General features: G+C 54.8%; 21 protein-coding genes. 10 read left to right on the top strand and 11 right to left on the bottom strand.

Annotated features, from left to right (window positions below):
* Positions 1–14 precede the first annotated feature (14 nt).
* A complete protein-coding gene (dinG, locus tag ACB496_RS06720) occupies positions 15–2,192 on the top strand; it encodes an ATP-dependent DNA helicase DinG (protein ID WP_371974712.1) in 2,178 nt (725 codons plus the stop codon).
* Positions 2,193–2,258: 66 nt separating this feature from the next.
* The gene (gene ybiB / locus ACB496_RS06725) at positions 2,259–3,224 is read left to right on the top strand and encodes a DNA-binding protein YbiB (RefSeq protein ID WP_371974713.1); all 966 of its coding nucleotides are present in this window, start codon (positions 2,259–2,261) and stop codon (positions 3,222–3,224) included.
* Between the two features lie 116 nt (positions 3,225–3,340).
* Here ybiB and ybiJ read toward each other — a convergent pair whose 3' ends face one another.
* The 3 genes from ybiJ to mcbA all read right to left on the bottom strand — a co-directional run bounded on the left by ybiJ (position 3,341) and on the right by mcbA (position 4,542).
* The gene (gene ybiJ / locus ACB496_RS06730) at positions 3,341–3,601 is read right to left on the bottom strand and encodes a DUF1471 family protein YbiJ (protein ID WP_100777112.1); all 261 of its coding nucleotides are present in this window, start codon (positions 3,599–3,601) and stop codon (positions 3,341–3,343) included.
* 285 nt (positions 3,602–3,886) lie between these two features.
* Positions 3,887–4,153, bottom strand: a complete 267-nt coding sequence (locus tag ACB496_RS06735; protein ID WP_231276502.1) for a DksA/TraR family C4-type zinc finger protein — start codon at positions 4,151–4,153, stop codon at positions 3,887–3,889.
* A gap of 122 nt (positions 4,154–4,275) precedes the next feature.
* A complete protein-coding gene (mcbA, locus tag ACB496_RS06740) occupies positions 4,276–4,542 on the bottom strand; it encodes a DUF1471 family periplasmic protein McbA (RefSeq protein WP_100777110.1) in 267 nt (88 codons plus the stop codon).
* 247 nt (positions 4,543–4,789) lie between these two features.
* Between mcbA and rlmF the strand changes: the two genes are divergently transcribed.
* Positions 4,790–5,707, top strand: a complete 918-nt coding sequence (gene rlmF, locus ACB496_RS06745; RefSeq protein WP_194514151.1) for a 23S rRNA (adenine(1618)-N(6))-methyltransferase RlmF — start codon at positions 4,790–4,792, stop codon at positions 5,705–5,707.
* A gap of 33 nt (positions 5,708–5,740) precedes the next feature.
* Here the strand turns inward: rlmF and ybiO are convergent, their stop codons facing one another.
* The 6 genes from ybiO to rhtA form a co-directional block, all read right to left on the bottom strand.
* Complete coding sequence (gene ybiO / locus ACB496_RS06750; protein ID WP_371974714.1) at positions 5,741–7,954, bottom strand: mechanosensitive channel protein; 2,214 nt, start codon at positions 7,952–7,954, stop codon at positions 5,741–5,743.
* Positions 7,955–8,092: 138 nt separating this feature from the next.
* Complete coding sequence (gene glnQ / locus ACB496_RS06755; RefSeq protein WP_100777107.1) at positions 8,093–8,815, bottom strand: glutamine ABC transporter ATP-binding protein GlnQ; 723 nt, start codon at positions 8,813–8,815, stop codon at positions 8,093–8,095.
* Positions 8,812–9,471: a glutamine ABC transporter permease GlnP gene (gene glnP, locus ACB496_RS06760; RefSeq protein WP_095281341.1), complete on the bottom strand. Its 660-nt coding sequence runs from the start codon at positions 9,469–9,471 to the stop codon at positions 8,812–8,814. The genes glnQ and glnP overlap by 4 nt, the downstream gene beginning before the upstream one ends.
* Positions 9,472–9,549: 78 nt before the next feature.
* Positions 9,550–10,296, bottom strand: a complete 747-nt coding sequence (glnH, locus tag ACB496_RS06765) for a glutamine ABC transporter substrate-binding protein GlnH (protein WP_100777106.1) — start codon at positions 10,294–10,296, stop codon at positions 9,550–9,552.
* A 362-nt stretch (positions 10,297–10,658) separates the two neighbouring features.
* Positions 10,659–11,162, bottom strand: a complete 504-nt coding sequence (dps, locus tag ACB496_RS06770; RefSeq protein ID WP_100777105.1) for a DNA starvation/stationary phase protection protein Dps — start codon at positions 11,160–11,162, stop codon at positions 10,659–10,661.
* Positions 11,163–11,464: 302 nt separating this feature from the next.
* A complete protein-coding gene (gene rhtA, locus ACB496_RS06775) occupies positions 11,465–12,352 on the bottom strand; it encodes a threonine/homoserine exporter RhtA (RefSeq protein WP_371974715.1) in 888 nt (295 codons plus the stop codon).
* A gap of 355 nt (positions 12,353–12,707) precedes the next feature.
* Here rhtA and ompX point away from each other — a divergent pair, with 355 nt between their 5' ends.
* Positions 12,708–13,226 (top strand): outer membrane protein OmpX, encoded by a 519-nt coding sequence (gene ompX, locus ACB496_RS06780; RefSeq protein WP_100777103.1) that lies wholly within the window; start codon positions 12,708–12,710, stop codon positions 13,224–13,226.
* A gap of 91 nt (positions 13,227–13,317) precedes the next feature.
* Here ompX and ACB496_RS06785 read toward each other — a convergent pair whose 3' ends face one another.
* Positions 13,318–14,901: a phosphoethanolamine transferase gene (locus tag ACB496_RS06785; RefSeq protein WP_371974716.1), complete on the bottom strand. Its 1,584-nt coding sequence runs from the start codon at positions 14,899–14,901 to the stop codon at positions 13,318–13,320.
* Between the two features lie 279 nt (positions 14,902–15,180).
* Positions 15,181–15,309 (bottom strand): manganase accumulation protein MntS, encoded by a 129-nt coding sequence (gene mntS / locus ACB496_RS06790; RefSeq protein ID WP_107703991.1) that lies wholly within the window; start codon positions 15,307–15,309, stop codon positions 15,181–15,183.
* Between the two features lie 182 nt (positions 15,310–15,491).
* On the opposite strand from mntS, the gene mntR reads away from it, so the two are divergent.
* The 6 genes from mntR (at position 15,492) to ACB496_RS06820 (ending at position 22,514) form a co-directional block, all read left to right on the top strand.
* Entirely contained in the window at positions 15,492–15,965 is a 474-nt protein-coding gene (gene mntR, locus ACB496_RS06795; RefSeq protein ID WP_102105205.1) for a manganese-binding transcriptional regulator MntR, read from the top strand.
* Positions 15,962–17,071, top strand: a complete 1,110-nt coding sequence (locus ACB496_RS06800; protein WP_371974717.1) for an anion transporter — start codon at positions 15,962–15,964, stop codon at positions 17,069–17,071. The genes mntR and ACB496_RS06800 overlap by 4 nt, the downstream gene beginning before the upstream one ends.
* Positions 17,072–17,173: 102 nt before the next feature.
* On the top strand, positions 17,174–18,277 hold the full coding sequence (locus ACB496_RS06805; protein ID WP_100777097.1) for an HlyD family secretion protein: 1,104 nt from the start codon (positions 17,174–17,176) through the stop codon (positions 18,275–18,277).
* Positions 18,274–19,845 carry a DHA2 family efflux MFS transporter permease subunit gene (locus tag ACB496_RS06810; RefSeq protein ID WP_371974718.1) on the top strand — a complete coding sequence of 524 codons (1,572 nt, stop codon included), beginning with the start codon at positions 18,274–18,276 and terminating at the stop codon, positions 19,843–19,845. Before ACB496_RS06805 ends, ACB496_RS06810 begins: the two co-directional genes overlap by 4 nt.
* On the top strand, positions 19,845–21,368 hold the full coding sequence (locus ACB496_RS06815) for an efflux transporter outer membrane subunit (RefSeq protein WP_371974719.1): 1,524 nt from the start codon (positions 19,845–19,847) through the stop codon (positions 21,366–21,368). The genes ACB496_RS06810 and ACB496_RS06815 overlap by 1 nt, the downstream gene beginning before the upstream one ends.
* 108 nt (positions 21,369–21,476) lie before the next feature.
* Positions 21,477–22,514: an aldo/keto reductase gene (locus ACB496_RS06820; protein WP_371974720.1), complete on the top strand. Its 1,038-nt coding sequence runs from the start codon at positions 21,477–21,479 to the stop codon at positions 22,512–22,514.
* The last annotated feature ends 840 nt before the right edge of the window (positions 22,515–23,354 follow it).

Here is a 23,354-nt window from a genome sequence, read left to right on the forward strand (position 1 = left end):
TTTCAGGTTCCCCGATGGCTTTAACCGCTGCGCTCAAAGCGCAAATTGCCGCCTGGTATAAGGCGCTGCAACAGCAGATCCCCGACTTTATTCCCCGAGCCCCGCAGCGACAGATGATTGCCGATGTGGCGAAGACGCTCGCCGGGGACGACGGGCGGCATCTGGCGATCGAAGCACCCACCGGCGTCGGGAAAACCCTTTCCTATTTAATTCCGGGCATTGCCATCGCCCGCGAAGAGCAAAAAACGCTGGTGGTCAGCACCGCCAACGTGGCATTGCAGGATCAGATCTACAGCAAAGATTTACCGCTGCTGCGCAAAATTATCCCTGAGCTGCGGTTCACCGCCGCGTTTGGACGCGGGCGCTACGTGTGTCCACGCAATCTGGCGGGGCTTGCCAGTACCGAAGCGACTCAGCAGGATTTGCTGGCGTTTCTGGATGATGATCTCACTCCGAATAACAAAGCCGAGCAGGAGCTGTGCGCAACGCTGAAGGTCGATCTCGACGGCTATAAATGGGATGGCCTGCGCGATCACACGGATAAAGGCATCAGCGACGATCTGTGGCGTCGCCTGAGCACTGATAAAGCCAGTTGCCTGAATCGCAACTGCCATTACTACCGTGAATGCCCGTTCTTCGTTGCACGTCGCGAAATCCAGGAGGCGGAAGTGGTGGTGGCTAACCATGCGCTGGTGATGGCGGCGCTGGAGAGCGAATCGGTTCTTCCCGATCCGAAAAACCTGCTGCTGGTTCTCGACGAAGGACACCATCTGCCGGACGTGGCGCGCGATGCTTTGGAGATGAGTGCAGAAATCACCGCGCCATGGTTTCGCCTGCAGCTCGATCTGTTCTGTAAGCTGATTGCCACCTGCATGGAGCAGTTCCGCCCCAAAACCACGCCGCCGCTGGCGGTGCCTGAGCGACTGAGCGCACATTGCGAAGAGATCTACGCCCTTATCGCCTCACTCAACACGATCCTCGATCTGTATCTTCCGGCCACCCAGGAAGCGGAACATCGTTTTGCGATGGGGGAGCTGCCGGATGAGATCATGGAGATCTGCAAGCAACTGGCGAAGCACCTGGAAAAGCTGCGCGGGCTGGCGGAGATGTTCCTCAACGATCTCAGTGAAAAAACCGGGACGCATGACGTAGTGCGCGTGCATCGCGTTTTATTGCAGATGAATCGCGCATTGAGCATGTTTGAGAGCCAAAGCAAGCTGTGGCGGCTGGCGTCGATGGCGCAGGCCTCCGGCGCGCCGGTGACCAAATGGGCGACGCGGGAAGCGAAAGACGGGCAAATTCACCTCTTCTTCCACTGCGTGGGGATCCGCGTCAGCGATCAGCTGGAAAAGCTGATCTGGCGCAGCGTGCCGCACGTGGTGGTTACGTCTGCGACGCTACGCTCCCTGAACAGCTTTTCGCGGTTGCAGGAGATGAGCGGTCTTAAAGAGAAAGCGGGCGACCGCTTTGTCTCGCTGGATTCCCCGTTTAACCACTGCGAGCAGGGCAAACTGGTGATCCCGAAAATGCAGCATGAGCCGCTGATGGAGCACGAAGAGCAGCATATTGCCGAGATGGCCGCCTATTTCCGCGAGCAGGTCGAGAGCAGGAAATACCCCGGCATGCTGGTGCTGTTTGCCAGTAATCGTGCGATGCAGCTGTTTTTAACCTATGTCACTGACCTGCGCTTATTGCTGCTGGTGCAGGGCGATCAGCCGCGCTACCGGCTGGTGGAAACCCACCGTAAACGCATTGATAACGGCGAGCGCAGCGTGCTGATCGGTCTGCAGTCCTTTGCGGAAGGGCTGGATTTGAAGGGCGACTACCTCACGCAGGTGCATATCCATAAAATCGCATTCCCGCCCATCGACAGCCCGGTGGTGATCACAGAAGGCGAGTGGCTGAAAAGCCTCAACCGCTATCCGTTCGAGGTGCAAAGCCTGCCTGCAGCGTCATTCAACCTGATTCAGCAGGTGGGGCGACTGATTCGTAGCCACGGCTGCTGGGGCGAAATCGTCATTTATGACCGACGATTGCTGACCAAAAACTACGGCCAGCGCCTGCTTAACGCCTTACCGGTATTTCCTATCGAGCAACCCGACGTACCGGAAGTGACAAAGCGGCCAACGACCGTGGTGGCGGCGCGGAAAAAAGCGCCGGGTGCGAGACGACGAAGTCCCGGCAGAAAATAAGCAACACTATCGTTGATGGCTTTTTCAGGGCTATAGTGTGTCAATGATGTTGCCAGGAGAAATGTCGTGGATTATCGCAAAATTATCAAAGAGGTAGGGCGCGGGAAGAATCATGCCCGCGATCTGGACCAGGAAACCGCTCGCGCGCTCTACACCCATATGCTTAACGGCGATGTGCCGGAGCTGGAGATGGGCGGCATACTGATTGCGCTGCGCATTAAAGGCGAAGGAGAAGCGGAGATGCGCGGGTTTTATGAGGCGATGCAGGCGCAAACCTTCCGCCTGACGCCGCCTGTCGCCAAACCGATGCCGATTGTCATTCCCACCTATAACGGTGCGCGCAAACAGGCGAACCTGACGCCGCTGCTGGCGTTGCTGCTGAACAGGCTCGGTTTCCCGGTCGTTGTGCACGGCGTCAGCGCCGATCCCACGCGCGTGCTGACTGAAACCATTTTTGAATTAATGGGCATTGCACCGACGCTTCATGCGGGACAGGCGCAGGCCAAACTAGAAAGCCATCATCCGGTCTATATTCCGGTGAGCGCGCTGTGCCCCCCTCTCGAAAAACAGCTGGATATGCGCTGGCGCATGGGCGTGCGTAACAGTGCTCATACGCTTGCGAAACTGGCGACGCCGTTTGAGGAAGATGCTGCGCTGCGTCTGTCCAGCGTCTCGCATCCGGAGTATGTCACTCGCGTGGCGGGCTTCTTCGCCGATATTGGCGGTAAAGGGCTGTTGATGCACGGCACCGAAGGCGAGGCGTATGCCAATCCGCAGCGCTGCCCGCAGATAACGCTTATCGACAAGCAGGGCACGCGTGTCGTGCTGGAGCGCGGTGAGGAGCCGGAAGGCGACGTCGTTCTGCCGACGGCAAAAGATGCTGAAACCACGGCCCGCTGGACCGAGCGCTGTCTGGCCGGGAGTGAACCGGTTCCGCACTCTCTGAAGCTACAGATGGCGTGCTGTTTGCTGGCGACGGGGGAGACGGATTCCGTTGAGTCTGGGCTTAAACGCGTGGCAGCGTTTTTCTAGACAAAAAAAAGCCCGTCCGGTGAGGACGGGCAAACAAAGGGTAACAACAACAGGGTCAATGAGGGTTGGAGCAACTCGCCAGAGGGTATAGCGAGCGTGGAGCATAATTCGTTGGGTTATTTGTAGATAACCGCAGTACCGCTAAGTTTGTTGTTGGTGTTAGCAGAAGTGATGGTGTAACCACTTGCACCCGCAGCAGACGCTTTCTCAGCCAGTTTTGCTTCCAGACCATCCAGCGTGGTCGCGCCTTCAGCACTCACCACACCGATTTTATTCATGTTCTGCGCCTGAGCAGAAGTCACAGATTCCGCAGCGAACGCGCCAAATGACAGAGCAGACAGGGCAACAGCGGCAACAGCATATTTGATGGTTTTCATAGTTAATCTCTCGCAGGTTATTCTGTTAAGGGGACGATGTTCCGTCGATGTGATAAGTATCACGTTTTTTTGCGAAAGATAAAATCGAAGAGAATTGACAGCATTGCTCAAAAAAATTGAATGACAAATAACTTATTGATTATTAATAAATTCAGAGCAGCGTTTTACAGTTCTTGTCGTTGCGCTTTACAGAGGGAGTAAAGAGGGCACGTTTTGCCACGCGGTCTTTAAAAAACCGTGAGCGTAAAGGTAACCGCTTACGGCTTCGTTTAAGGTAAAGAAGAGTCAACGTAGCTGGCTGTCTTTCGATCCTCTGCGATTATATCCTGAATGTGAAGTGTTTTTTGAATCTTTACTCTGCTGGCATGTGATACACAGCCTTACGCCGGGCATGGCTTTACGCCGCGCCTCGGGAATGATCTCCCCGCACTCCTCACACTCATACAGACTTTCACCCTGCGGTATCTCACCGCGAACGCGTGCGACAGCATCTTCAATTGTACTGTTGATCTGTTCGTTCACGGCATCGTCATTTGCCCAACCGGAAGCCATAGCTCTCTCCTGATGGAAGATAAACCTTCATAGAATGAATATGGGGTTAAAAAACGTACAGTCAAGACAAGCGAAAAGAGAACTGCATCTTTTTAAACAGATGCAGTTCGATGGAGGGGAGACTATTTGTAGATGGTTGCTGTGCCAAACATACGATTGTCGCCGCTGGCGGATTCCACAACGAACCCTTTAGCCCCTTCCTGGCGGGCTTTCTCAGCCAGCTTATGCTGAAGATCGTCTAGATTCGCGGCGCCAGTTGCGGAGACTGTCCCTGCAGGACGTAGCTGGCTGGTATCGCTATCGGTCGTGAGCGGCTGAACGGACCAGGCGGGAAGCGAGGCGGTTGCAAGGGCTCCGGCAACAACGATGAGTGTCAGGTATTTTTTCATAATCACATCCTCTAAGTCTGAATGACAATGGGTGATTCAGATTAAGTTTAGAAGGATACGGAGTGTGATTTAGCGCAAAAATTTGATGGTGATCTGCTTATTTTTTGAACGATATAAATTGACAAATTATTGACAGATCATAGACATACAGGTTGCTGATTTTTGGCGATTTGTTGTGTCAGAAAGAGAGTTATTTACCGTTGGGTCATCAGAGGGTATCTTACGCCGCTGTGAAAAGGAGAATGCCATGACTGCCCAAAAGCCGGGATTACACCCGCGTAACCGCCATCGTAGCCGCTACGACATGAATGCCCTGTGTCAAAGCTGCCCTCAACTGCAGGAATTTATCGTGCAGACCCCAGCGGGTGAACCCTCAGTTAATTTTGCCGACCCGCTGGCGGTAAAGGCGCTGAATAAGGCACTTTTGGCCCATTTTTATGGCGTTGCGCAGTGGGACATTCCGGAAGGTTTTCTCTGTCCACCGGTGCCGGGACGCGCGGATTATATCCACCATCTCGCCGATTTGCTGGCGGAAGGCAATGGCGGTGAGATCCCGAAACAGGCGACGGTGTTAGATATCGGAACCGGCGCGAACCTGATTTATCCGCTGATTGGCGCGCATGAGTACGGCTGGCGTTTTACGGGCAGCGAAACGGGGCCGGAAGCCTTTGCCAGCGCCCAGGCGATCATCAATGGTAACGAGGGATTAACCCGCGCCATCCGTTTGCGTCGCCAGAAAGATGCCTCCATGATTTTCAACGGCATCATTCATAAGAATGAAAACTACGATGCCACAATGTGTAATCCGCCGTTCCACGATTCGGCAGCCACCGCCCGCGCCGGTAGCGAGCGCAAGCGCCGCAATCTCGGCCAGGCGGAAGAGGGTGCGCTTAACTTCGGCGGCCAGCAGCACGAGCTGTGGTGCGAAGGGGGCGAAGTGGCCTTTATCGAGAAAATGATCGCCGAAAGTAAGCAGTTTGGCCGTCAGGTAAAATGGTTCACGACGCTGGTCTCTCGCGGCGATAACCTGCCGCCGCTCTACCGTGCACTGACTGACGTCGGCGCGGTGAAAGTGGTGAAAAAAGAGATGGCCCAGGGACAGAAGCAGAGCCGCTTTATCGCCTGGTCCTTTATGGATGACGCGAAACGCCGCCGACCATTCTGATGCCTGCTGCCGGTGGTGCTTGGCTGACCGGGCCTACAGGGTTGGCTCCTGCAGCGGCGGTGGTGACACCGGCGCGGGGAGCACCTGGTAGGTTTGCACCGGCGGTCGCACGTCGGCGATATCGAAGTGTTTCTTCACCATGCTGTCGAGTGCAAACCGCACCGTCCACTGCTTGAGCGGCTGGGTGGTGAACGAAACGCGCAGGGTAAAGGCGGTATTCGTCAGCCCGACAATCCCGGCAAACGACGGCTCACCGATCACCAGCCCGCGAATATCGTCCATCTCCATAAGCTCTTCAACCGCCGATTTCAGCGCCTGCTTCGCTTTATCCGCATCCTCATGCCGATCCACGTCGTAATTGGCCACCACCGAACCGATACCGCGCACAAAGTTGGCGAAGGTGGTGATCGATGACCACGGAATGATGTGGTACGCGCCGGTGTCCTGGCGCACGCCGACCGAACGAATCGACATCCGCTCGACGGTGCCGGTTAACGGCCCAATCGTGACCAGATCGCCCGTATTCATCCCGTTCTCAAACTGAATAAAGATCCCGGTAATAATATCTTTCACCAGGGTTTGTGACCCGAAGGAGATCGCCAGACCCAGCGCACCGGCACCTGCCAGCAGCGGAGCGATATTCACGCCGATTTCAGAGAGCACAATCATGATGGTGATGGTACTGATGATCACCGCCAGCGCATTGCGAAACAGGGTCAACAGCGTGCGTGCGCGAGCGCTGGGCAGTGGGCGGCCGTGAATATCGGACACCAGCCGATTTTCAATCAGGCTGGCGAGCAGCGTCCAGCCGATAGCCGAGAAGAACAGAATCAGTGCGATGCGAATTAAAATATCCACGGTTTTTTCGCCCGCGCCGTTGTGCATCCAGTTCCAGAAATCAAACAGACTCCAGGCGCTAAGCAGAAGCATCACGGCGATGCAGACGGTCAGGATCCGCGCCACTTTCAGTGAGGCGGAGATCCAGCCATTCACCCGTTTTTGCAGTTCGGGATAATTTCGCTGTACCTGCGGGGACAGGGTGATGGTTTTTGAAATCCAGCGTGAAAGCAGGCCGGAGACAAAGGCCGCGATGCCGATAATCGCCAGACTGTGGAAGGTGGCACCCATCATAAATTTCAGGCTGTTACCCGGATCGAACAGGGAGAAGAAGCACAGCACGATGAAATAGGCGCTCGCCAGCCAGTGCCACACCAGGGCGAAGGCGCGGATAAACAGGCTGAAGAATGAGAGCGAGCGGTCCGCCAGGTGCAAAAGCCCGTTGGTAATCGCCTTTTTATTATGAAAAATCAGGTACAGCGCCCAGACGGTAATCCCGAGCATAATCAGCACGTTTGCCAGGGCGCCAATTTGCACGTTGACCTGATTCGAGATAATGGGCACCGCGACCAGCAGGCCGTAGCCTATCAGACCGCTTAGGATGCTCAGGCGTAGCGCCCAGTATTTGGCGCTTTCGTCATTAACGGTGAATGGGCGTAAATCCGGCACGCGCGGGCTAAATATCAGGCGTAACAGGGCCTTAAAGAACTCGATCAGGGCGAAGGCATTGAGGAACAGGCTTTGCTGGAAGGCGATGGTTTGGCTTCCGGCATTAAGGTTATCGCTCAGCACCTGGCCCACAAACAGCGTCAGGGCCAGAATCAGTAAATCAATGACGAACGCGCCTGCAATCATGAGCGGCAAGTGAAGCCAGCTGCTTTTCTCACGGTTTTTTCTGCGTCCCCACTCTCCCATTTTGCGGTACAGCGGCCACGCGCACAGCCGCGCCAGCCAGTAAAAAGCGAAGATCGCCCCGGCCAGCATCAGGAAGTGGCTGGCGGCGTTGCTGAATGTTTGTGGGTTGAAGGGTTTGTGCGGGGAGCCAATCAGGTTGCGGTAGAGCTGTGCGAAGCGGGCGGAGAGGGCTTCGCCGTAGTGCCGACTGACGTCAGTCACATTCTCCAGCACGGTTTTTTCGCTTGCCACTTCAGGTGGCGTAATGCTGGGGACCGGCTCCTGCGGCGGCGTTTTCGCGACGGTGCGCAGCTGGTCGATCAGTTCTTTGCGCGAGGTGTCATTCTCCAGCACGTCGGCCAGCGCGCCATAGGCAGCTTTCTTTTGCTCAACGTCCGGCTCCGCAGCAGGCGTGCTCGACTGAGAGGCAGACGCGCCGGAGGTAACGCCCGGGAGGGTGACAGCCTGAGCGGATGCACCGAACAGGCAAAGCAAAAGCAGCAGGATCCACGGCACGGCTTCCTCCGATGAAGAAAATGTTCAGCAAAATGATAAGTATAGATGGCAGGTGGGGGAGAGAAGTTTTTGGGAACAATCCGGCATAAAAAAGCCGGGCGACAGAGCGGCCCGGCTGGTGTGAAGCAACGGCGATGATTACGACACGTGCTGCAAGAATTCCTGCAGGCGCTGGCTAGGCGGGTTAGCAATCAGCTCTTGCGGATTACCGTCTTCCGCAATACGCCCTTTATCAATGAAAATCAGCCGGGATGCCACTTTCTCGGCAAAGCCGATTTCATGGGTCACGATGACCATCGTCATCCCTTCTTCCGCCAGATCCTGCATAACCTTCAGTACTTCGTGACGCAGTTCCGGGTCGAGCGCGGAGGTAGGCTCATCGAACAGCATCATTTTCGGTTTCACTGCCAGCGCACGGGCGATAGCCACACGCTGCTGCTGGCCGCCGGAAAGCTCGGACGGATAGTGGTGGGCACGCTCGGCAAGGCCGACTTTCGCCAGCAGCTCTTTTGCCAGCTTTTCAGCCGCCGCTTTGTTGGCACCGCGCACGCGCTGTGGACCAAACATCACGTTTTCCAGCGCCGTCAGGTGCGGGAACAGGTAGAACTGCTGGAACACCATACCCGCTTCCTGGCGAATCAGACGCTCGTCCACTTTCGGGTCGTTGACCTTCAGGCCATCAACGATCAGATCGCCGCTGGTGATCTCTTCAAGCTTATTGATGCAGCGCAGCAGCGTCGATTTGCCGGAACCTGACGGCCCGATAATGACGACAACTTCGCCCTGTTTGATGTCCAGATCGATGTTATGCAGCACCTGGGTTGGCCCAAAATGCTTGGAGACGTTTTTAAATTCAATCACAGGATTTTCATCCTTCTTTCAAGGCGACGCAGAACAAAGCTCAGCAGCAGCGTAATAATCAGGTAAACAACGGCCACGGCACTCCAGATTTCCAGTGCGCGGAAGTTACCGGCAATGATCTCCTGGCCCTGACGGGTCAACTCGGCCACGCCAATTACGATAAACAGCGAGGTGTCTTTAATACTGATGATCCACTGGTTACCGAGCGGCGGCAGCATACGGCGCAGCGCCAGCGGCAGGATCACGTGGCGGATGGTTTCGCGACGAGACAGCCCCAGCGCCAGACCCGCTTCGCTAAAGCCTTTATGAATCGACAGTACCGCGCCACGCGTGATTTCCGCGATGTAGGCGCCGGAGTTGATCATAATGGTCACCACGGCGGCGCTGAACGGATCAATGCGCAGATCGGTGAAAGCCATTGGCAGGGCGAAGTAGATAAACATGACCTGGACGACGATAGGCGTTCCGCGGATCACTTCGATGAAAACCAGTGCGATGTGGTTTGCAATCCAGCCGCCGTAGGTGCGAGCGAAACCAGCCACGAGGCCGATAAACAACCCGCCAACCAGACCGAGGACCGAAATCCACAGGGTCATTTTGGCGCCTTCAAGCAAGAGAGGAATGGCAGGCCAGATGGCGCTCCAGTCAAACTGCATGATAATTTCCTGTTACCGTGGTTCTAAAATGCAGGGGCGAAAGGTCGCCCCCGAGCGTACTTCTTCTTTTAAGAATAATTATTTTGGCTCAGTGCCGAACCATTTTTTGTAGATTTCGTTGTAGGTGCCGTTTTCACGCAGGGTTTTCAGCGCGCCGTTCACTTTGGTACGCAGATCGTCGCTGCCTTTCGGGAAGGCGATACCGTACTGCTGTGCTTCTAAAGACTCGCCAACCGCTTTGAATTTGCCGTTGCCCGCAGTTTTGATGAAGTACAGGATGTTTGGTGTGTCGTGCAGTACCGCGTCAGCGCGGTTGGTGCCCAGTTCCATGTAAGCGTTATCGATGTTCGGGAACTGACGCAGGTCTTTGGATTTGATGTTGGCTTTCGCGTAATCAACAGAGCCGGTGCCGCTTTTCACTGCAACCACTTTGCCGTCGAGATCTTTTACGCTTTTCACGTCGTTGTTATCAGCCTTAACCATCACCAGCAGGCCGCTTTTGTAGTAGCCGTCAGAGAAGTCGATCGCTTTTTTACGTGCGTCAGTGATGGTGATACCCGCCAGCGCAACGTCAACGTTTTTGGTTTGCAGTGCAGGGACGATACCGCTGAAGTCCATTGGCTTCAGGGTGTAATCAAGTTTAAGTTCCTTCGCGATAGCTGCCCACAGATCGACGTCAAAACCAACATACTGATCGCCCTGTTTGAATTCAAAGGGGACGAAGGCGGTGTCGGTTGCGACGATGAGTTTTTTATCTGCAGCATGAGAGGACACGGCAAAAGCCAGGGTAAGTGCAGCCAGTGAAACTTTTAATACAGACTTCATAGCATTTCCTTTTATATCCACGGGGCGATCCCCTGCGAGAACAAACGGCTACATGAAAAAATCGTGCCAACATTGCAACTCATTGTTTTGCAAAGAGGATGATGTCATGTGTTGCACAGCAACCGGTGCAAACCGCTTTTGTTGCACCAAAATGGAGCGCTGTTTTGGTGCAGTCGGGTTTGCTTAGCCGACGGGTGGCTATTAAGCGCAGATAACGGCGATAAAACAATCTTTCGTTAACGATTTTGTGAGGTGATTATTACAACTAATTTACTTTTGCAGAAGGGGAGAGCAAAAGTGTGCACCATAAACGTGCAAAACCCCCGCCGGGCGGCGAGGGTTTTATAGATAATTCGTATGGATTATTCGATGTTAGATTCGATAAACCACAGGAATTGATCCAGGTCGCGAGAAGCCGCGGTTAAGATATCTGCGGTGTCTTCGTCTTTGGTTTCGCCAATCGCTTTACGTACATCGTTCGCGACGATAGCGTAACGGTCAGCCAGCTCTTTCAGGTGATCCTGAACGGTGTGGATATCCAGCGGGTAGCTTTTCAGTGGCGTTTTGCTGTTAATCACCTGAGTGGTACCCAGGGCAACACCGCCCAGCTGCACGGCACGTTCAGCCATGGTGTCCAGGTGGGTCACTAAGGCAGTCCGGAATCCATCCAGCATTTCATGAACAGCGATAAAGTTGGCGCCGCGCATATTCCAGTGGGCCTGTTTAGTGATCAACGACAGGTCAATGAACTGGATCACCTGGCGATTCAGCAGCTCAATCGTTGCTTTCTTATCGCTATCCGAGACATCGTTACGGGTATAAAGCAGATTAGACGCTTTCGTTTTAACCAGTTTAGCGGTACTCATAATCTCATATCCTCTTGATGTTTTATGTTCCAGGTAATTACCGGAAATAAGTATAGCACCGCTTTTATATTCTGCCGGGATGGCTGTGCCTATCGGTTTAATAGTGAAAGGGAAGATATTTGTGTAACTCATTGATATAAAATGATTATGATTTATTTTATGCGGATGAGTCTTAATTACGCCCTCTTTTCATGGGCGACAGGGGATATTTCACCGTGATGACAAAATATGTAAGAAAATAAAATCAGGGGTAAGTTGGCCTCTATTCTGCATGGCTATAAAACCATGCAGAACAGGGAGCATTAATTGACGTCGATTTTCTTGATTTTGGTTTCAGGCCGCATGGTGAGCGTCGATCCCATTGACGCGGCAATAATCGAGCACAGCGCCAGCGTCTGAGTGAAGGTCAGGCTTTCTCCCAGGAAAACCATCCCCGACAGGGCGGCGAGCGCCGGTTCCATGCTCATCAGCGTGCCGAAAATGCGGGTTGGCAGGCGCGTCAGGGCAATCATTTCGAGCGAGTAGGGCAACGCGGTGGAGAGAACGGCGACCGCCAGACCTATCGGCAGAATGGACCACTGCCAGATGGATTCCGTTGCTTGCGCCATCCCAATCGGCACAAAGATGATCGCAGCGATGAGCGAGCCGAGTGCGACGGTGGCAGGGCCATGCTCTTCACCCGCACGCTGCCCGGTGAGGATATAGACCGCCCAGCAGGTTCCCGCACCGAGCGCCAGCGCGGCACCGGTTAAATCCACATGAGAGATGTTCTGCCCCAGCGGCAGCAGGAACCACAGGCCCAGCACGGCCAGCACTACCCAGACAAAATCGACGGGGCGACGGGAAGAGAAGAGCGCCACGGCCAGCGGGCCGGTGAACTCCAGCGCGACCGCGATGCCCAGCGGTACGGTCTGGATCGACAAATAGAACAGATAGTTCATTCCGCCGAGCGACAGCCCGTAAAAGAGTAGCGGCAGGCGTTGCTCTCTTTTAAATCTCAGCCGCCAGGGTTTGAAGATCACCACCAGAATTAAGGTACCCAGCGCAATACGCAGCGCCGTGACGCCAGGGGCGCCCACCAGTGGGAAAAGGGATTTTGCCAGTGATGCACCACTCTGAATGGACAGCATAGCGATGAGTATTACAACGATGGGCAACCAGACTGGCGCCTTGCGAGACATCCCAGGCATCCTTTCTCCTGTCAATTTATGTCAAAGGGAGTAAAGGTCGCAGTGTAATTGAAATAATCAGGCAGCGGTTGAGACTTTGTTGAAAAAAAATGCCGCGAAATCCGTAGAATGAGCCACTATTGATGGATTAATAAGCTAACAGATTAGGATTAATCTGGATGAATGTAATGGCGTTGACGCGCAAAATCAGCGTATAAATGTGGAAATTCAGTGTTTTTTGAACAAGATAGCTGACCTTTGAAATGTTCTGTTACATCAAAGGATCGGTTAGACAACACGAATCACAAAGAGTTTCACAAGATTTTTTGATATATTTAAAACTTACGGATTTACTTGAAGCACATTTGAGGTGGTTATGAAAAAAATTGCATGTCTTTCAGCACTGGCCGCTGTTCTGGCTGTTTCCGCAGGTACCGCTGTAGCTGCTACTTCCACTGTTACCGGTGGTTACGCTCAGAGCGATATGCAGGGCGTAGTAAACAAAGCTAACGGCTTCAACCTGAAGTACCGCTACGAGCAGGACAACAATCCGCTGGGCGTGATCGGTTCTTTCACTTACACCGAGAAAGATCGTTCTGAAGATGGCGCTTATAACAAAGCTCAGTACTACGGTGTTACCGCTGGTCCTGCTTTCCGCCTGAATGACTGGGCAAGCATCTACGGTGTTGTAGGTGTTGGCTACGGTAAATTCCAGCAGACTGAAAACGAAAGTCTGAACCGCACTGCTTCTACCAGCGACTACGGTTTCTCCTACGGCGCAGGTATGCAGTTCAACCCAATCGAAAACGTTGCTCTGGACTTCTCCTATGAGCAGAGCCGTATCCGCAACGTTGACGTTGGCACCTGGATCGCAGGCGTGGGTTACCGCTTCTAATCACTTCGGTGAGCCAGTAAAAAATCCGCCCAATGTGGCGGATTTTTTTTTGCCCTCTCCCAGTGGAAGAGGGTGCCAGACCGACGTCAGCTTACCTGCTTTTCACCTCAAAAACATCCGTGCCCAGATGGGTATACTCCACTTTCTGTAACTTGAAGTTGGTGATATAGACCGGCGGCGCTTTCTTGTTTGAAATGAACGAATAGCTGTTGGCGATCTCTTTTGCCGAAATTCCCGTCCATTGTGAGAAGAATTTCAGGAAATCATTGGCTGAACGACGCGCTTTGATGATGCGATGAGTTTTGTCATCGCTGGAGAGCACCATAAACGGCACCTGGAAGTTCTGCTGGAACTTATCGTCATGGGCCAGGTACTGCACCTCTTTGCCGCGCTCTTTAAACGCCAGACCGTGATCTGAGAAGTAGACCATCGAGAAACTGTCGCCGGTGTTGCGCAGCTGGGTATAGAGTTTACTCAGCAGGTCGTCGGTTTGCGTCATGGTGTAGAGGTAGCACGACGTCTCTTTCGACTGCACGAATTCCGCATATTTCCCCTGGGTACGATCGCACGCCTGCGGGTGCGAGCCCATCAGATGCAGAACGATCAGCTGGGGCTGGGTGCGCTGGCTGGCGAAGACCTGCGACGTCATCTTCAGTAAGGCTTCGTCTTTAGTATTTTTATCGGCCTCAAAATCTCCGCTCTTCAGGAACTGCGCTTCGTCCGCACGTTTGGCGATGCTGGCGATGGCCGTGTCGTATTCACCGATCTGCCCCTGATTGGAGAACCACCAGGTCTGGAAACCGGCGCGGTTGGCCAGAGTCACGAAATTATCCTGATACTGCGGTTTGCCATCGACCACACGGCTGAGCGTCAGGCCGAGCGATTTCTGCGTCGAGCCGCTTGCCGCGACATAATCGGTAAACAGGGTGCCGTTTACTGAGCTGGCAAACGGCGTGTTATCCCAGTGCCCGCCGAATGCGCCCAGCGCATCGCGGCGCGCGCTCTCGCCAATTACCACCACGTAGGTGTGATATTTCGGTTTGACCGCCAGCACGTTCCAGGTGTCTTTCATGTTCGACAGCTCCGCCATACGCGTCTGCTCATCGAGCACTTCTTTATTGTTCACCACAATATCTTTGACGAAGCGGAAAACCGGATAGCCGGTGTCTTTTAGCTTGAACACGCCACCCCACGCCAGGTTTTGCACCGGCGCGACAAAAAAGGTCGCCACGCCGACAACCAGGCACAGGTTTTCAATCATGCTCCACGGCTTTTTCTCCTGCGGCTTGCGGCGAACGGCAATCACCCCAAGAGCGAAAATAAACAGGCCGATGACGTAGCTGTACCACGGGAAGATCGTCAGGATCTCCGTGGACTCTTCCATATTGGTGGAGTGCAGCGCCAGCAGGGTGTTGAAGTTGGGGGCGCCGTACGCCTGACCAAACGGGTAGTACATCGCCGCGACGACCGAGCAGATCCCGACCACCACTTTTTGCGCACGCGGCGCGCTGCGCCACATCAAATGGAGCAGACAGGTAAAAGCGACGGCGTAGAGCAGGCTAAAGGGATAGCCCAGCGCAAAGTTAATGAGCAGCGATTGCAGAAAGTAGAATCCCGTCCACGGGCTTAAGGCCCGACTGCGGGTTATAAATGTTTCTTTCAGGGTTAAATTCATAGGTCACTATCATGAAAACGCCATGTGCTCACCCTGGCGTCGAGGGTCAAAGCCTGCCTGACAGTGCGTGGAGAGGGAATGAGGGTCCGCTTCAGCGAGCCGCAATTGGTGCAGGGCTGCAAGAAGATAGAGCCAGTCGGCATTCAGGTCAACAGTTGCTAAGAAGATGTTTTGCGAGAGGGATTACAAATCCGTAAAAAAGATCGGGAATTGAGGGCTAACAGGGCAGTTTGCGCGGAAAGTGTGACGGAAAAATGAAGCGGCGTACCGCGACGCCGCTTAGTGGGACGGTTTATCGTTTTGCTCTGATTTACCGTTAAACATATCGCACAGCATGTTCAACAGCATCAAGCGTACTTTAAAGGGAGAGTGGCTAAACACTTTCATACACCTCTTGAATTCGTTCATGTGACCTCCTGATTTCTGATCCCTTCGATCCGTGAAGGGTGACTGCATTACATACAGATATAGCACAGGCTATATTGTATAGCTATGGCTAATTCGTTAATTTTTTGTGCTTGTAGAGGGATCGTTTACACTGTGCGCTCAAGATATATGACGCCAGGGGCGTCACCCACTGAGGAAGGACAATGAACCGTCGCGCAGGTAAGCCCATTACAAAAAAAAAGACGCAACTGGTGAATGTTGAAGAGCATGTTGAAGGGTTTCGTCAGGTGCGTGAGGCGCACCGTCGCGAGCTGATTGATGACTACGTCGAGCTGATTTCCGATCTCTTTCGTGAGGTCGGTGAAGCGCGTCAGGTGGACATGGCTGCGAGGCTTGGGGTGTCACAGCCTACGGTTGCCAAAATGTTAAAACGTCTGGCCTCGGTTGGGCTGATCGAAATGATCCCGTGGCGCGGCGTGTTTCTGACGCCAGAAGGGGAGAAACTGGCTCAGGAGAGCCGGGAGCGCCATCAGATCGTTGAAAACTTTTTGCTGGTGCTCGGCGTGAGCGAAGACACGGCCCGCCGCGATTCGGAAGGGATTGAACACCACGTCAGCGAAGAAACGCTGGAGAAATTCCGCGAGTTCACGCGTAAATTTGGGTCCCCTGCTGAATGAGCATTCCTGGACTGCGGGCGCTCGCCCGCGATCGCTTTTTCCATCTTCTGTTATTGATTGGCGTTGGGCTGAGCTTTTTCATTCCCTTTGCGCCTGCGTCCTGGCCAGCGGCTATCGACTGGCACACCATTATTACCCTGAGCGGGCTGATGATGTTGACCAAAGGGGTGGAGCAGAGCGGCTACTTTGACGTCATCGGGCGTAAAATGGTGCGCCGCTTTGCCACTGAGCGCAAACTGTCGCTGTTTATGGTGCTGGCGGCGGCGCTGCTGTCGACGTTTCTGACTAACGATGTGGCGCTGTTTATCGTCGTGCCGCTGACCCTGACGTTACGCAAGCTGTGCGAGATCCCGGTTAACCGGCTGATCATCTTTGAAGCGCTGGCGGTTAACGCCGGATCGTTGCTGACGCCGATTGGCAATCCGCAGAACATTTTGCTGTGGGGACGTTCCGGATTGTCCTTTGCGGCCTTCACCTGGCAAATGGCGCCTCTCGCGCTGGTGATGATGCTCTCTCTGCTGGTGGTCTGCTGGTTTGCCTTTCCGGCGAAACCGCTTCGCTATCACAGCGGTACCCAGGCCTCCCCGTGGAATGCGCGGCTGGTGTGGGGGTGTCTCACCCTGTACATCATTTTCCTGACGGCCCTCGAACTTAAATATGCCCTCTGGGGCGCACTGCTGGTGGCGGGCGGCTTCCTGCTGCTGGCGCGGCGGGTGCTGATCAGCGTCGACTGGACGCTGCTGCTGGTCTTTATGGCGATGTTTATCGATGTGCATCTGCTGATCCAGTTGCCGGTATTGCAGGGCGCGTTGCACAGCGTGAGTGGACTCTCGCCGCTCGGCCTGTGGCTGACGGCCATCGGATTGTCGCAATTTATCAGTAATGTTCCCTCGACCATTCTGCTCATCAACTACGTGCCGCCAACGGTGCTGCTGGCCTGGGCTGTTAACGTCGGCGGTTTCGGCCTGCTGCCGGGATCGCTCGCCAATCTGATTGCGCTGCGTATGGCAAATAACCGCCGGATCTGGTGGCGATTCCACCTCTGGTCCCTGCCAATGCTAGTGTGGGCGGCCGCGGTCGGTTTCGGATTATTCCTTCTCATATAGTGCGCTAATTGTCAGCTTTTCCTGGCAAATGTATAGCAACGTCCTAACTTTAGTGAACGGCATAACTGTGATGCCGTTCACTGACAGGAACGTTGTTGGCATATGGCAGAGACAAACGAAAACGCGGAACAAAACGAAAGCGCAGATCAAAATGAAAAAAGCGAGCGCAAACGCCCGGGTAAAAAGCCTCTCATTATCCTTGGGATAGTGGTGGTCATCATGGTTATCGTGGCGCTGGTGTGGTGGCTTCTGACCCGAAATGAAGAGACCACCGACGATGCGTTTACCGATGCAGACGTGGTGACTATTGCCCCGAAAGCGGCGGGCTACGTTACCGAACTGCGCGTGCGTGATAATCAGCGGGTGAAAAAGGGCGATCTGCTGGTCGTTATCGATCCGCGTGACACCACCGCTCAGCGCGATCAGGCGCAGGCGCAGTTAGGGCTGGCCGTGGCGCAGTTGCACCAGGCACAGGCTCAGCTGGCGCTCTCAAAAGTGCAATATCCGGCCCAGCGGGACGAAGCGAAAGCGCAGGTGCTGAAAGCGCAGGCGGATATGGCGAACGCGCAGGCTGAATATCGCCGTCAACGCGGTGTCGATCCGCGCGCCACCACGCAACAAAGCATTGATTCTGCGAACGCCCAGCTGCGCAGCGCTCAGGCCGGTCTGGCCAGCGCCCAGGCACAGCTGGAAGTGGCGGAGCAGGTCCAGCTCCAGATCCGCCAGCAGGAAACCAACGTTGAAGCGCGTGAACGCCAGGTCGATCAGGCGAAAGCTCAGCTCGAAACCGCCACGCTGAATCTCTCTTACACCGAAGTGCGCGCCCCGTTTGATGGGTTTGTCACCAAACGTAACGTCCAGCCGGGTACCCTGGTGCAGGCTGGAACAGCGCTCTTTTCGCTGGTCTCACCGGATATCTGGGTGGTGGCGAACTTCAAAGAGTCGCAGCTTGAGCGTATGCGTCCGGGCAATAAAGTGGCGATCACCGTGGATGCCTGGCCGGACATGAAGCTGGAAGGGCACATCGACAGTATTCAGCAGGGGAGCGGCGCGCGTTTCTCGGCCTTCCCGGCGGAAAACGCTACCGGCAACTTTGTGAAAATCGTGCAGCGCGTCCCCGTGAAAATCGTGATCGACAAAGGGCTGGACCCGAACATGCCTCTGCCGCTGGGCCTTTCCGTTGAGCCGAAGGTCACGCTGGAATGACGGATCACAGCCACGACAACTGGCGGCCCGCCAGTAATCCCTGGGCGGTGGCGATTGTGGTCACGCTCGCGGTGTTTATGGAGATCCTTGATACCACCATCGTTAACGTGGCGCTGCCGCACGTGGCAGGCTCGCTCTCGGCAAGCTACGACGAGTCGACCTGGGTGCTCACCAGCTATCTGGTTGCCAACGGTATTGTGCTGCCCATCTCCGCGTTTCTGAGCCGGGTGTTTGGGCGCAAGCAGTTCTTCCTGATCTGTATCGTGATGTTCACCATCTGCTCCTTTCTGTGCGGTATCGCGACGGAGCTGTGGCAAATCATTCTGTTTCGCATCATGCAGGGCTTTTTTGGTGGCGGCCTTCAGCCGACGCAGCAGTCGGTGCTGCTCGATTACTTCAAACCCGAGGATCGCGGCAAAGCCTTTGGCCTGTCGTCGATTGCGATCATCGTCGCCCCGGTGCTGGGGCCGACGCTTGGTGGCTGGATAACTGATAACTACTCCTGGCGCTGGGTCTTTTTTATCAATATTCCCGTTGGGATCGTGACGGTACTGGCGATTTATCAGCTGCTGGAAGATCCGCCCTGGGAGCGTAAATCCGAAGAAAAACTGAGTATCGACTGGACCGGGATTGGCCTTATCGCTCTGGGCCTCGGCTGCCTGCAGGTGATGCTCGACCGCGGCGAGGATGACGACTGGTTCTATTCAAACTTTATCCGCACCTTTGCGGTACTGACACTTATTGGCATCATCGGCGCGATTTACTGGCTCCTGTATGCCAAAAAACCGGTGGTCGATCTGCGCTGCATGAAGGACAAAAACTTTGCCGTCGCCAGCCTCTTAATGGCCGGAATGGCGATGATTTTGTACGGCAGTTCGGTTGTGATCCCGCAGCTTGCCCAGCAGGATCTGGGTTACACCGCCACCTGGTCGGGGATGGTGCTCTCGCCCGGTGCGGTGCTGATTGTCCTGACCATTCCGCTGGTGTTAAAGCTGATGCCCGTCGTGCAGACGCGCTGGATCATCGCCTTTGGTTTTGCCTGTCTCGCGGTGTCGTTTTTCTGGTCACGCACCCTGACGCCGGATATCGATTTCGAAACCCTGGTGCTGTTTCGTAGCGCCCAGTCGTTCGGGCTGGGGTTCCTTTTTGTTCCGCTCACCACCATTGCGTTTATTTCGATACCGAGGCGGCTTAACGCCGACGCCGCCGCGCTGTTTACCATGTTCCGTAACGTCGCGGGTTCGATTGGGATCTCGCTTTCCACCGCCGCAATCACGGAACGTGCGCAGACGCACAGCGCGCATCTGTCCTATCACGCGTCGCCTTTTAATGAGCAGTTCCAACTGGCGCTGCGGGAGTCGGCGCAGGCCATTCAGAACTTCACTACTCAGGTTGGCAATCCGCTGGATATCGCTACCGGACGCATGTATCAGACCATGATTGAACAGTCGCGCTTCCTGGCCTACGTGGACGTTTTCACGATCCTGAGCGCGGTGGCGCTATTACTGATCCCGTTTTGTTTGTTGCTCTCGCCGGTGAAAAGCGAGGGGAGTGCAGGAGCACATTGATGATGTACAGACGTTTATCCCCCCTGTTTTTAATGCTGCTGTTAGCGGGGTGCGCCGTAGGGCCTGATTACCAGCCGCCCGCACCGCAGACGCCTACGACATGGAACGATCCTGGCGATGCGAGCGTGAAGTCACAAACGCAGAGCAGTGCGGTAAACCCGCGCTGGTGGAAAACGTTTGGCTCCGCGCAGCTCGACAGCCTGGTTGAGCGGGCGATTGCCGGAAACCTCTCGCTGCAGCAAACCGTCCTGCGCATCGCCGGTGCCCGCGAACAGATAAACCAGGCAGGTGGGGCGTTTTATCCCTCGGTGAACGGTAATCTGCAGGCGACCCGCCAGCAATTGGGGCTGGAGGGGGAGCTAAAATCGCACGGTGTTTACGATCAGCTGGATGACGTTGATCCCGATCTGAAAGGGGCGCTGGGGCCGCTCACCCAGCCGATAAATCTCTATCAGGGAAGTTTTGATGCCCAATGGGAACTCGATCTGTGGGGCAAAGTGCGCCGTCAGGTGGAAGGTGCCGAAGCCCAGCAGCGTGCGGCTATCGAACAGCGCAACGACGCCCTGGTCTCTCTGGAAGCGGAAGTGGCGCGGACCTGGCTGCAACTGCGCGGGGCGCAAAGCGTGATGGCGACGCTCAATACGCAAATTGAGAGCGCACAGCAAACGCTCGATCTGACCGAAAGCCGCCAGCGTGGCGGTCTGTCACCGCAGATGGACGTGGAAAATGCCCGCGCGCAGCTGGGCAATCTGGAAGCGCAACTGCCGCAGTATCAGGCCCAGGAGCGTCAGGCGATGAACGGTCTGGCGATTCTGCTGGGTAAACCGCCGGGTGCGCTGGACAGCGAGCTGCGTTCTGTTCAGCCGCTGCCCGCATTGCCAGACATTGTGCCGACAGGTATTCCGTCGACGCTCGCCCGTCGCCGCCCGGATGTGCGCGAGGCGGAGGCCAATCTTCACGCCGCGACGGCGCAAATTGGTGTCTCCGTTGCCGAGCTGTTCCCGAGCGTGTCGCTCTCCGGCCAGTTTGGCCTGCGCAACAGTGAAACCAACTGGCTCACCGACTGGAGCAGCCATTTCTATAGCGTCGGTCCGCAGGTATCGATCCCGATTTTCCAGGGCGGGCGGTTAGTTTCGAGCGTCAAAGTGGCGCGCGCGCAGCAGGGCGCCGCCGTGCTCGACTATCGTCAGACGGTACTCACCGCGCTCGGCGATGTGGAAAACGCGCTGGTGAGCTATCGCACGGACCAGCAGCGGGAAGCGGGCTTAGGCAAAACCATCGACGCACTGCAAAACGCGTTCGATCTGGCGAGCGACAGCTATCGTCAAGGGATCGCCAGCTTTATCGACGTGCTGGATGCTCAGCGCCAGCTGGCTCAGGCGCAGCAGCAGCGTGCGCAGTCGCAGGTGCAGAGTGCTCTCGATCTGGTGGCGCTCTACAAGGCCCTCGGCGGAGGCTGGGAGCCGTATCAGCAGGTGAATTTGCCGGACTATTCAGTGTTTGGCGACGCCCCGCGCGGATAACGTTCAGAGGATTGGGCAAGAAACAAACAGGAACGCCACATTCGCGTTTTGCAGGCGCGGGGTATAACTGTCCGGCACCCATCAAACGAACATTGTGAGGAACGTCATATGCGTTATCAAAAACTGGGCAATACCGGTCTGTTTGTTTCTGAGCTTTGCCTTGGCACCATGACCTTCGGCGGGGAAGGTGGCATGTGGGGAAAAATCGGCCAGCTTCAGCAGAGCGATGCGGAAAAACTGGTTGGCCGTGCGCTGGATGCCGGAATTAACTTTATCGATACTGCGAACGTCTATTCAGAAGGGCGCTCGGAGGAGATCACCGGCCAGGCGCTGAAAAACCTCAAAATCCCGCGTGAAAACGTCGTTGTCGCCACCAAAGTGTTCGGTGAAACCGGCACCGCTGGCGTTAACTCACGCGGCAGTTCGCGCTATCACATCATCAGCAGCGTTAAAGAGAGCCTGCGCCGTATGCAGCTCGATCATATCGATCTCTATCAACTGCACGGTTTCGATCCGGCAACGCCGATCGAAGAGACGCTCTACGCCCTCGATAATCTGGTGCAACATGGCCATGTGCGCTACATCGGTGTCTCTAACTGGGCGGCATGGCAGATTGCGAAAGCACTGGGGATCTCCGAGCGTCTCGGGCTGGCGCGTTTTGCCTCGCTACAGGCGTACTACACCATTGCCGGGCGCGATCTGGAACGTGAACTGGTGCCGATGCTGCAAAGCGAAGGTGTCGGGCTGATGGTCTGGAGCCCGCTGGCGGGGGGGTTACTGAGCGGCAAATACGGTCGTGACGGCCAGAGCGAGGCGGGTGGACGTCGTCTGGAATTCGATTTCCCGCCGGTGGAGAAAGAGCGCGCGTTCGACTGCGTGGACGTGATGCGCACCATAGCCGAAAGCAAAGGCATTTCAGTCGCGCAAATCGCGCTGGCGTGGCTGCTGAATCAGAAAGTGGTGAGCAGCGTTATCATCGGAGCCAAACGCGTGGATCAGCTTGATGACAACATTGCCGCAACGAATATTCGCCTGAGTGATGACGAACTGAAACAGCTCGATGCCGTCAGCGCGCTGCCGCGGGAATATCCGGGCTGGATGCTGGAGCGTCAGGGCGAATATCGTCAGAATCAATTGAAAGGGTAATTGTCATTATTCAGGCTGTGCTTAGTTTATCTCGCTTCTAATATCAACGAAGATGCTCGCTATGGCGGAGAAGTAAAAAGTGTCTGTATAAGGTTTACAATCAGGCTTAACGAGATTGTTATCCGTACCCGCTGACTGATGTGAATCAATAAAGCCCCCTGTGGATAGTCTCTGCAGGGGGCTTTTGCATGGCCAGGTTTTAACCCTGGTGGCAAAACTGTTTAAGGAGAGCGCCGACACAGCTGCCGGATTGATTTCTGCTGTAGAGTTGACAAACATAAGTCATTTATACTGGCGCGCTCACTATATAAAAGCGCTAAATAGTCATTTAGCAAAACTAAATAGTGATAACGCAGACATCAAAGCGTTAATATTTTACTATTGTAGATAAAGTTGTTTTGTCTAGTCCACATTCTTTCATTTTAGAAAGTGTTTCTCTAACCGTGGATGAATAAATATTCAGATTCATAAACAATGAAAATTAATCGATTGAAAAGCATTAATGCATACAGCGGGGGCGAATCAGTCTCGCCAGCGTTGGAATACCACTGTCATTCTCCCTGATATTTACCCATAGCCAGGCGCTGAGTCCTGTCTGATACTCGTGGTAGTACAACTAACGCCCGGTATGCAATGTAAATCAAGTAGTTGAATGGTATGCCATTCGGTAGGCGTTTCCCCTCTGGCTTTAATGCTGCCGTAGGCTTCAGGACAGTGAAAATACAACGCAGCAAATGAATATTTACCGATGCCAGGGTATGGAGTGTGCGAGAGAAGTTGCCCGCTGTATGCAGGAAAGACTGACGTTCAGAGGAGTAACAGACATCGTTAACCGACCGC

Source organism: Lelliottia nimipressuralis (genome assembly GCF_041464075.1).
GTDB lineage: Bacteria > Pseudomonadota > Gammaproteobacteria > Enterobacterales > Enterobacteriaceae > Enterobacter > Enterobacter nimipressuralis.

Bases quoted from the DNA above. Each gene is read 5' to 3' on its own strand.
- dinG (WP_371974712.1), top strand. From the start codon at position 15: ATGGCTTTAACCGCTGCGCTCAAAGCGCAAATTGCCGCCTGGTATAAG.
- ybiJ (WP_100777112.1), bottom strand. From the start codon at position 3,601: ATGAAAACCATCAAATATGCTGTTGCCGCTGTTGCCCTGTCTGCTCTG.
- ACB496_RS06735 (WP_231276502.1), bottom strand. From the start codon at position 4,153: ATGGCTTCCGGTTGGGCAAATGACGATGCCGTGAACGAACAGATCAAC.
- mcbA (WP_100777110.1), bottom strand. From the start codon at position 4,542: ATGAAAAAATACCTGACACTCATCGTTGTTGCCGGAGCCCTTGCAACC.
- rlmF (WP_194514151.1), top strand. From the start codon at position 4,790: ATGACTGCCCAAAAGCCGGGATTACACCCGCGTAACCGCCATCGTAGC.
- glnP (WP_095281341.1), bottom strand. From the start codon at position 9,471: ATGCAGTTTGACTGGAGCGCCATCTGGCCTGCCATTCCTCTCTTGCTT.
- glnH (WP_100777106.1), bottom strand. From the start codon at position 10,296: ATGAAGTCTGTATTAAAAGTTTCACTGGCTGCACTTACCCTGGCTTTT.
- dps (WP_100777105.1), bottom strand. From the start codon at position 11,162: ATGAGTACCGCTAAACTGGTTAAAACGAAAGCGTCTAATCTGCTTTAT.
- rhtA (WP_371974715.1), bottom strand. From the start codon at position 12,352: ATGCCTGGGATGTCTCGCAAGGCGCCAGTCTGGTTGCCCATCGTTGTA.
- ompX (WP_100777103.1), top strand. From the start codon at position 12,708: ATGAAAAAAATTGCATGTCTTTCAGCACTGGCCGCTGTTCTGGCTGTT.
- ACB496_RS06785 (WP_371974716.1), bottom strand. From the start codon at position 14,901: ATGAATTTAACCCTGAAAGAAACATTTATAACCCGCAGTCGGGCCTTA.
- mntS (WP_107703991.1), bottom strand. From the start codon at position 15,309: ATGAACGAATTCAAGAGGTGTATGAAAGTGTTTAGCCACTCTCCCTTT.
- mntR (WP_102105205.1), top strand. From the start codon at position 15,492: ATGAACCGTCGCGCAGGTAAGCCCATTACAAAAAAAAAGACGCAACTG.
- ACB496_RS06800 (WP_371974717.1), top strand. From the start codon at position 15,962: ATGAGCATTCCTGGACTGCGGGCGCTCGCCCGCGATCGCTTTTTCCAT.
- ACB496_RS06805 (WP_100777097.1), top strand. From the start codon at position 17,174: ATGGCAGAGACAAACGAAAACGCGGAACAAAACGAAAGCGCAGATCAA.
- ACB496_RS06810 (WP_371974718.1), top strand. From the start codon at position 18,274: ATGACGGATCACAGCCACGACAACTGGCGGCCCGCCAGTAATCCCTGG.
- ACB496_RS06815 (WP_371974719.1), top strand. From the start codon at position 19,845: ATGATGTACAGACGTTTATCCCCCCTGTTTTTAATGCTGCTGTTAGCG.
- ACB496_RS06820 (WP_371974720.1), top strand. From the start codon at position 21,477: ATGCGTTATCAAAAACTGGGCAATACCGGTCTGTTTGTTTCTGAGCTT.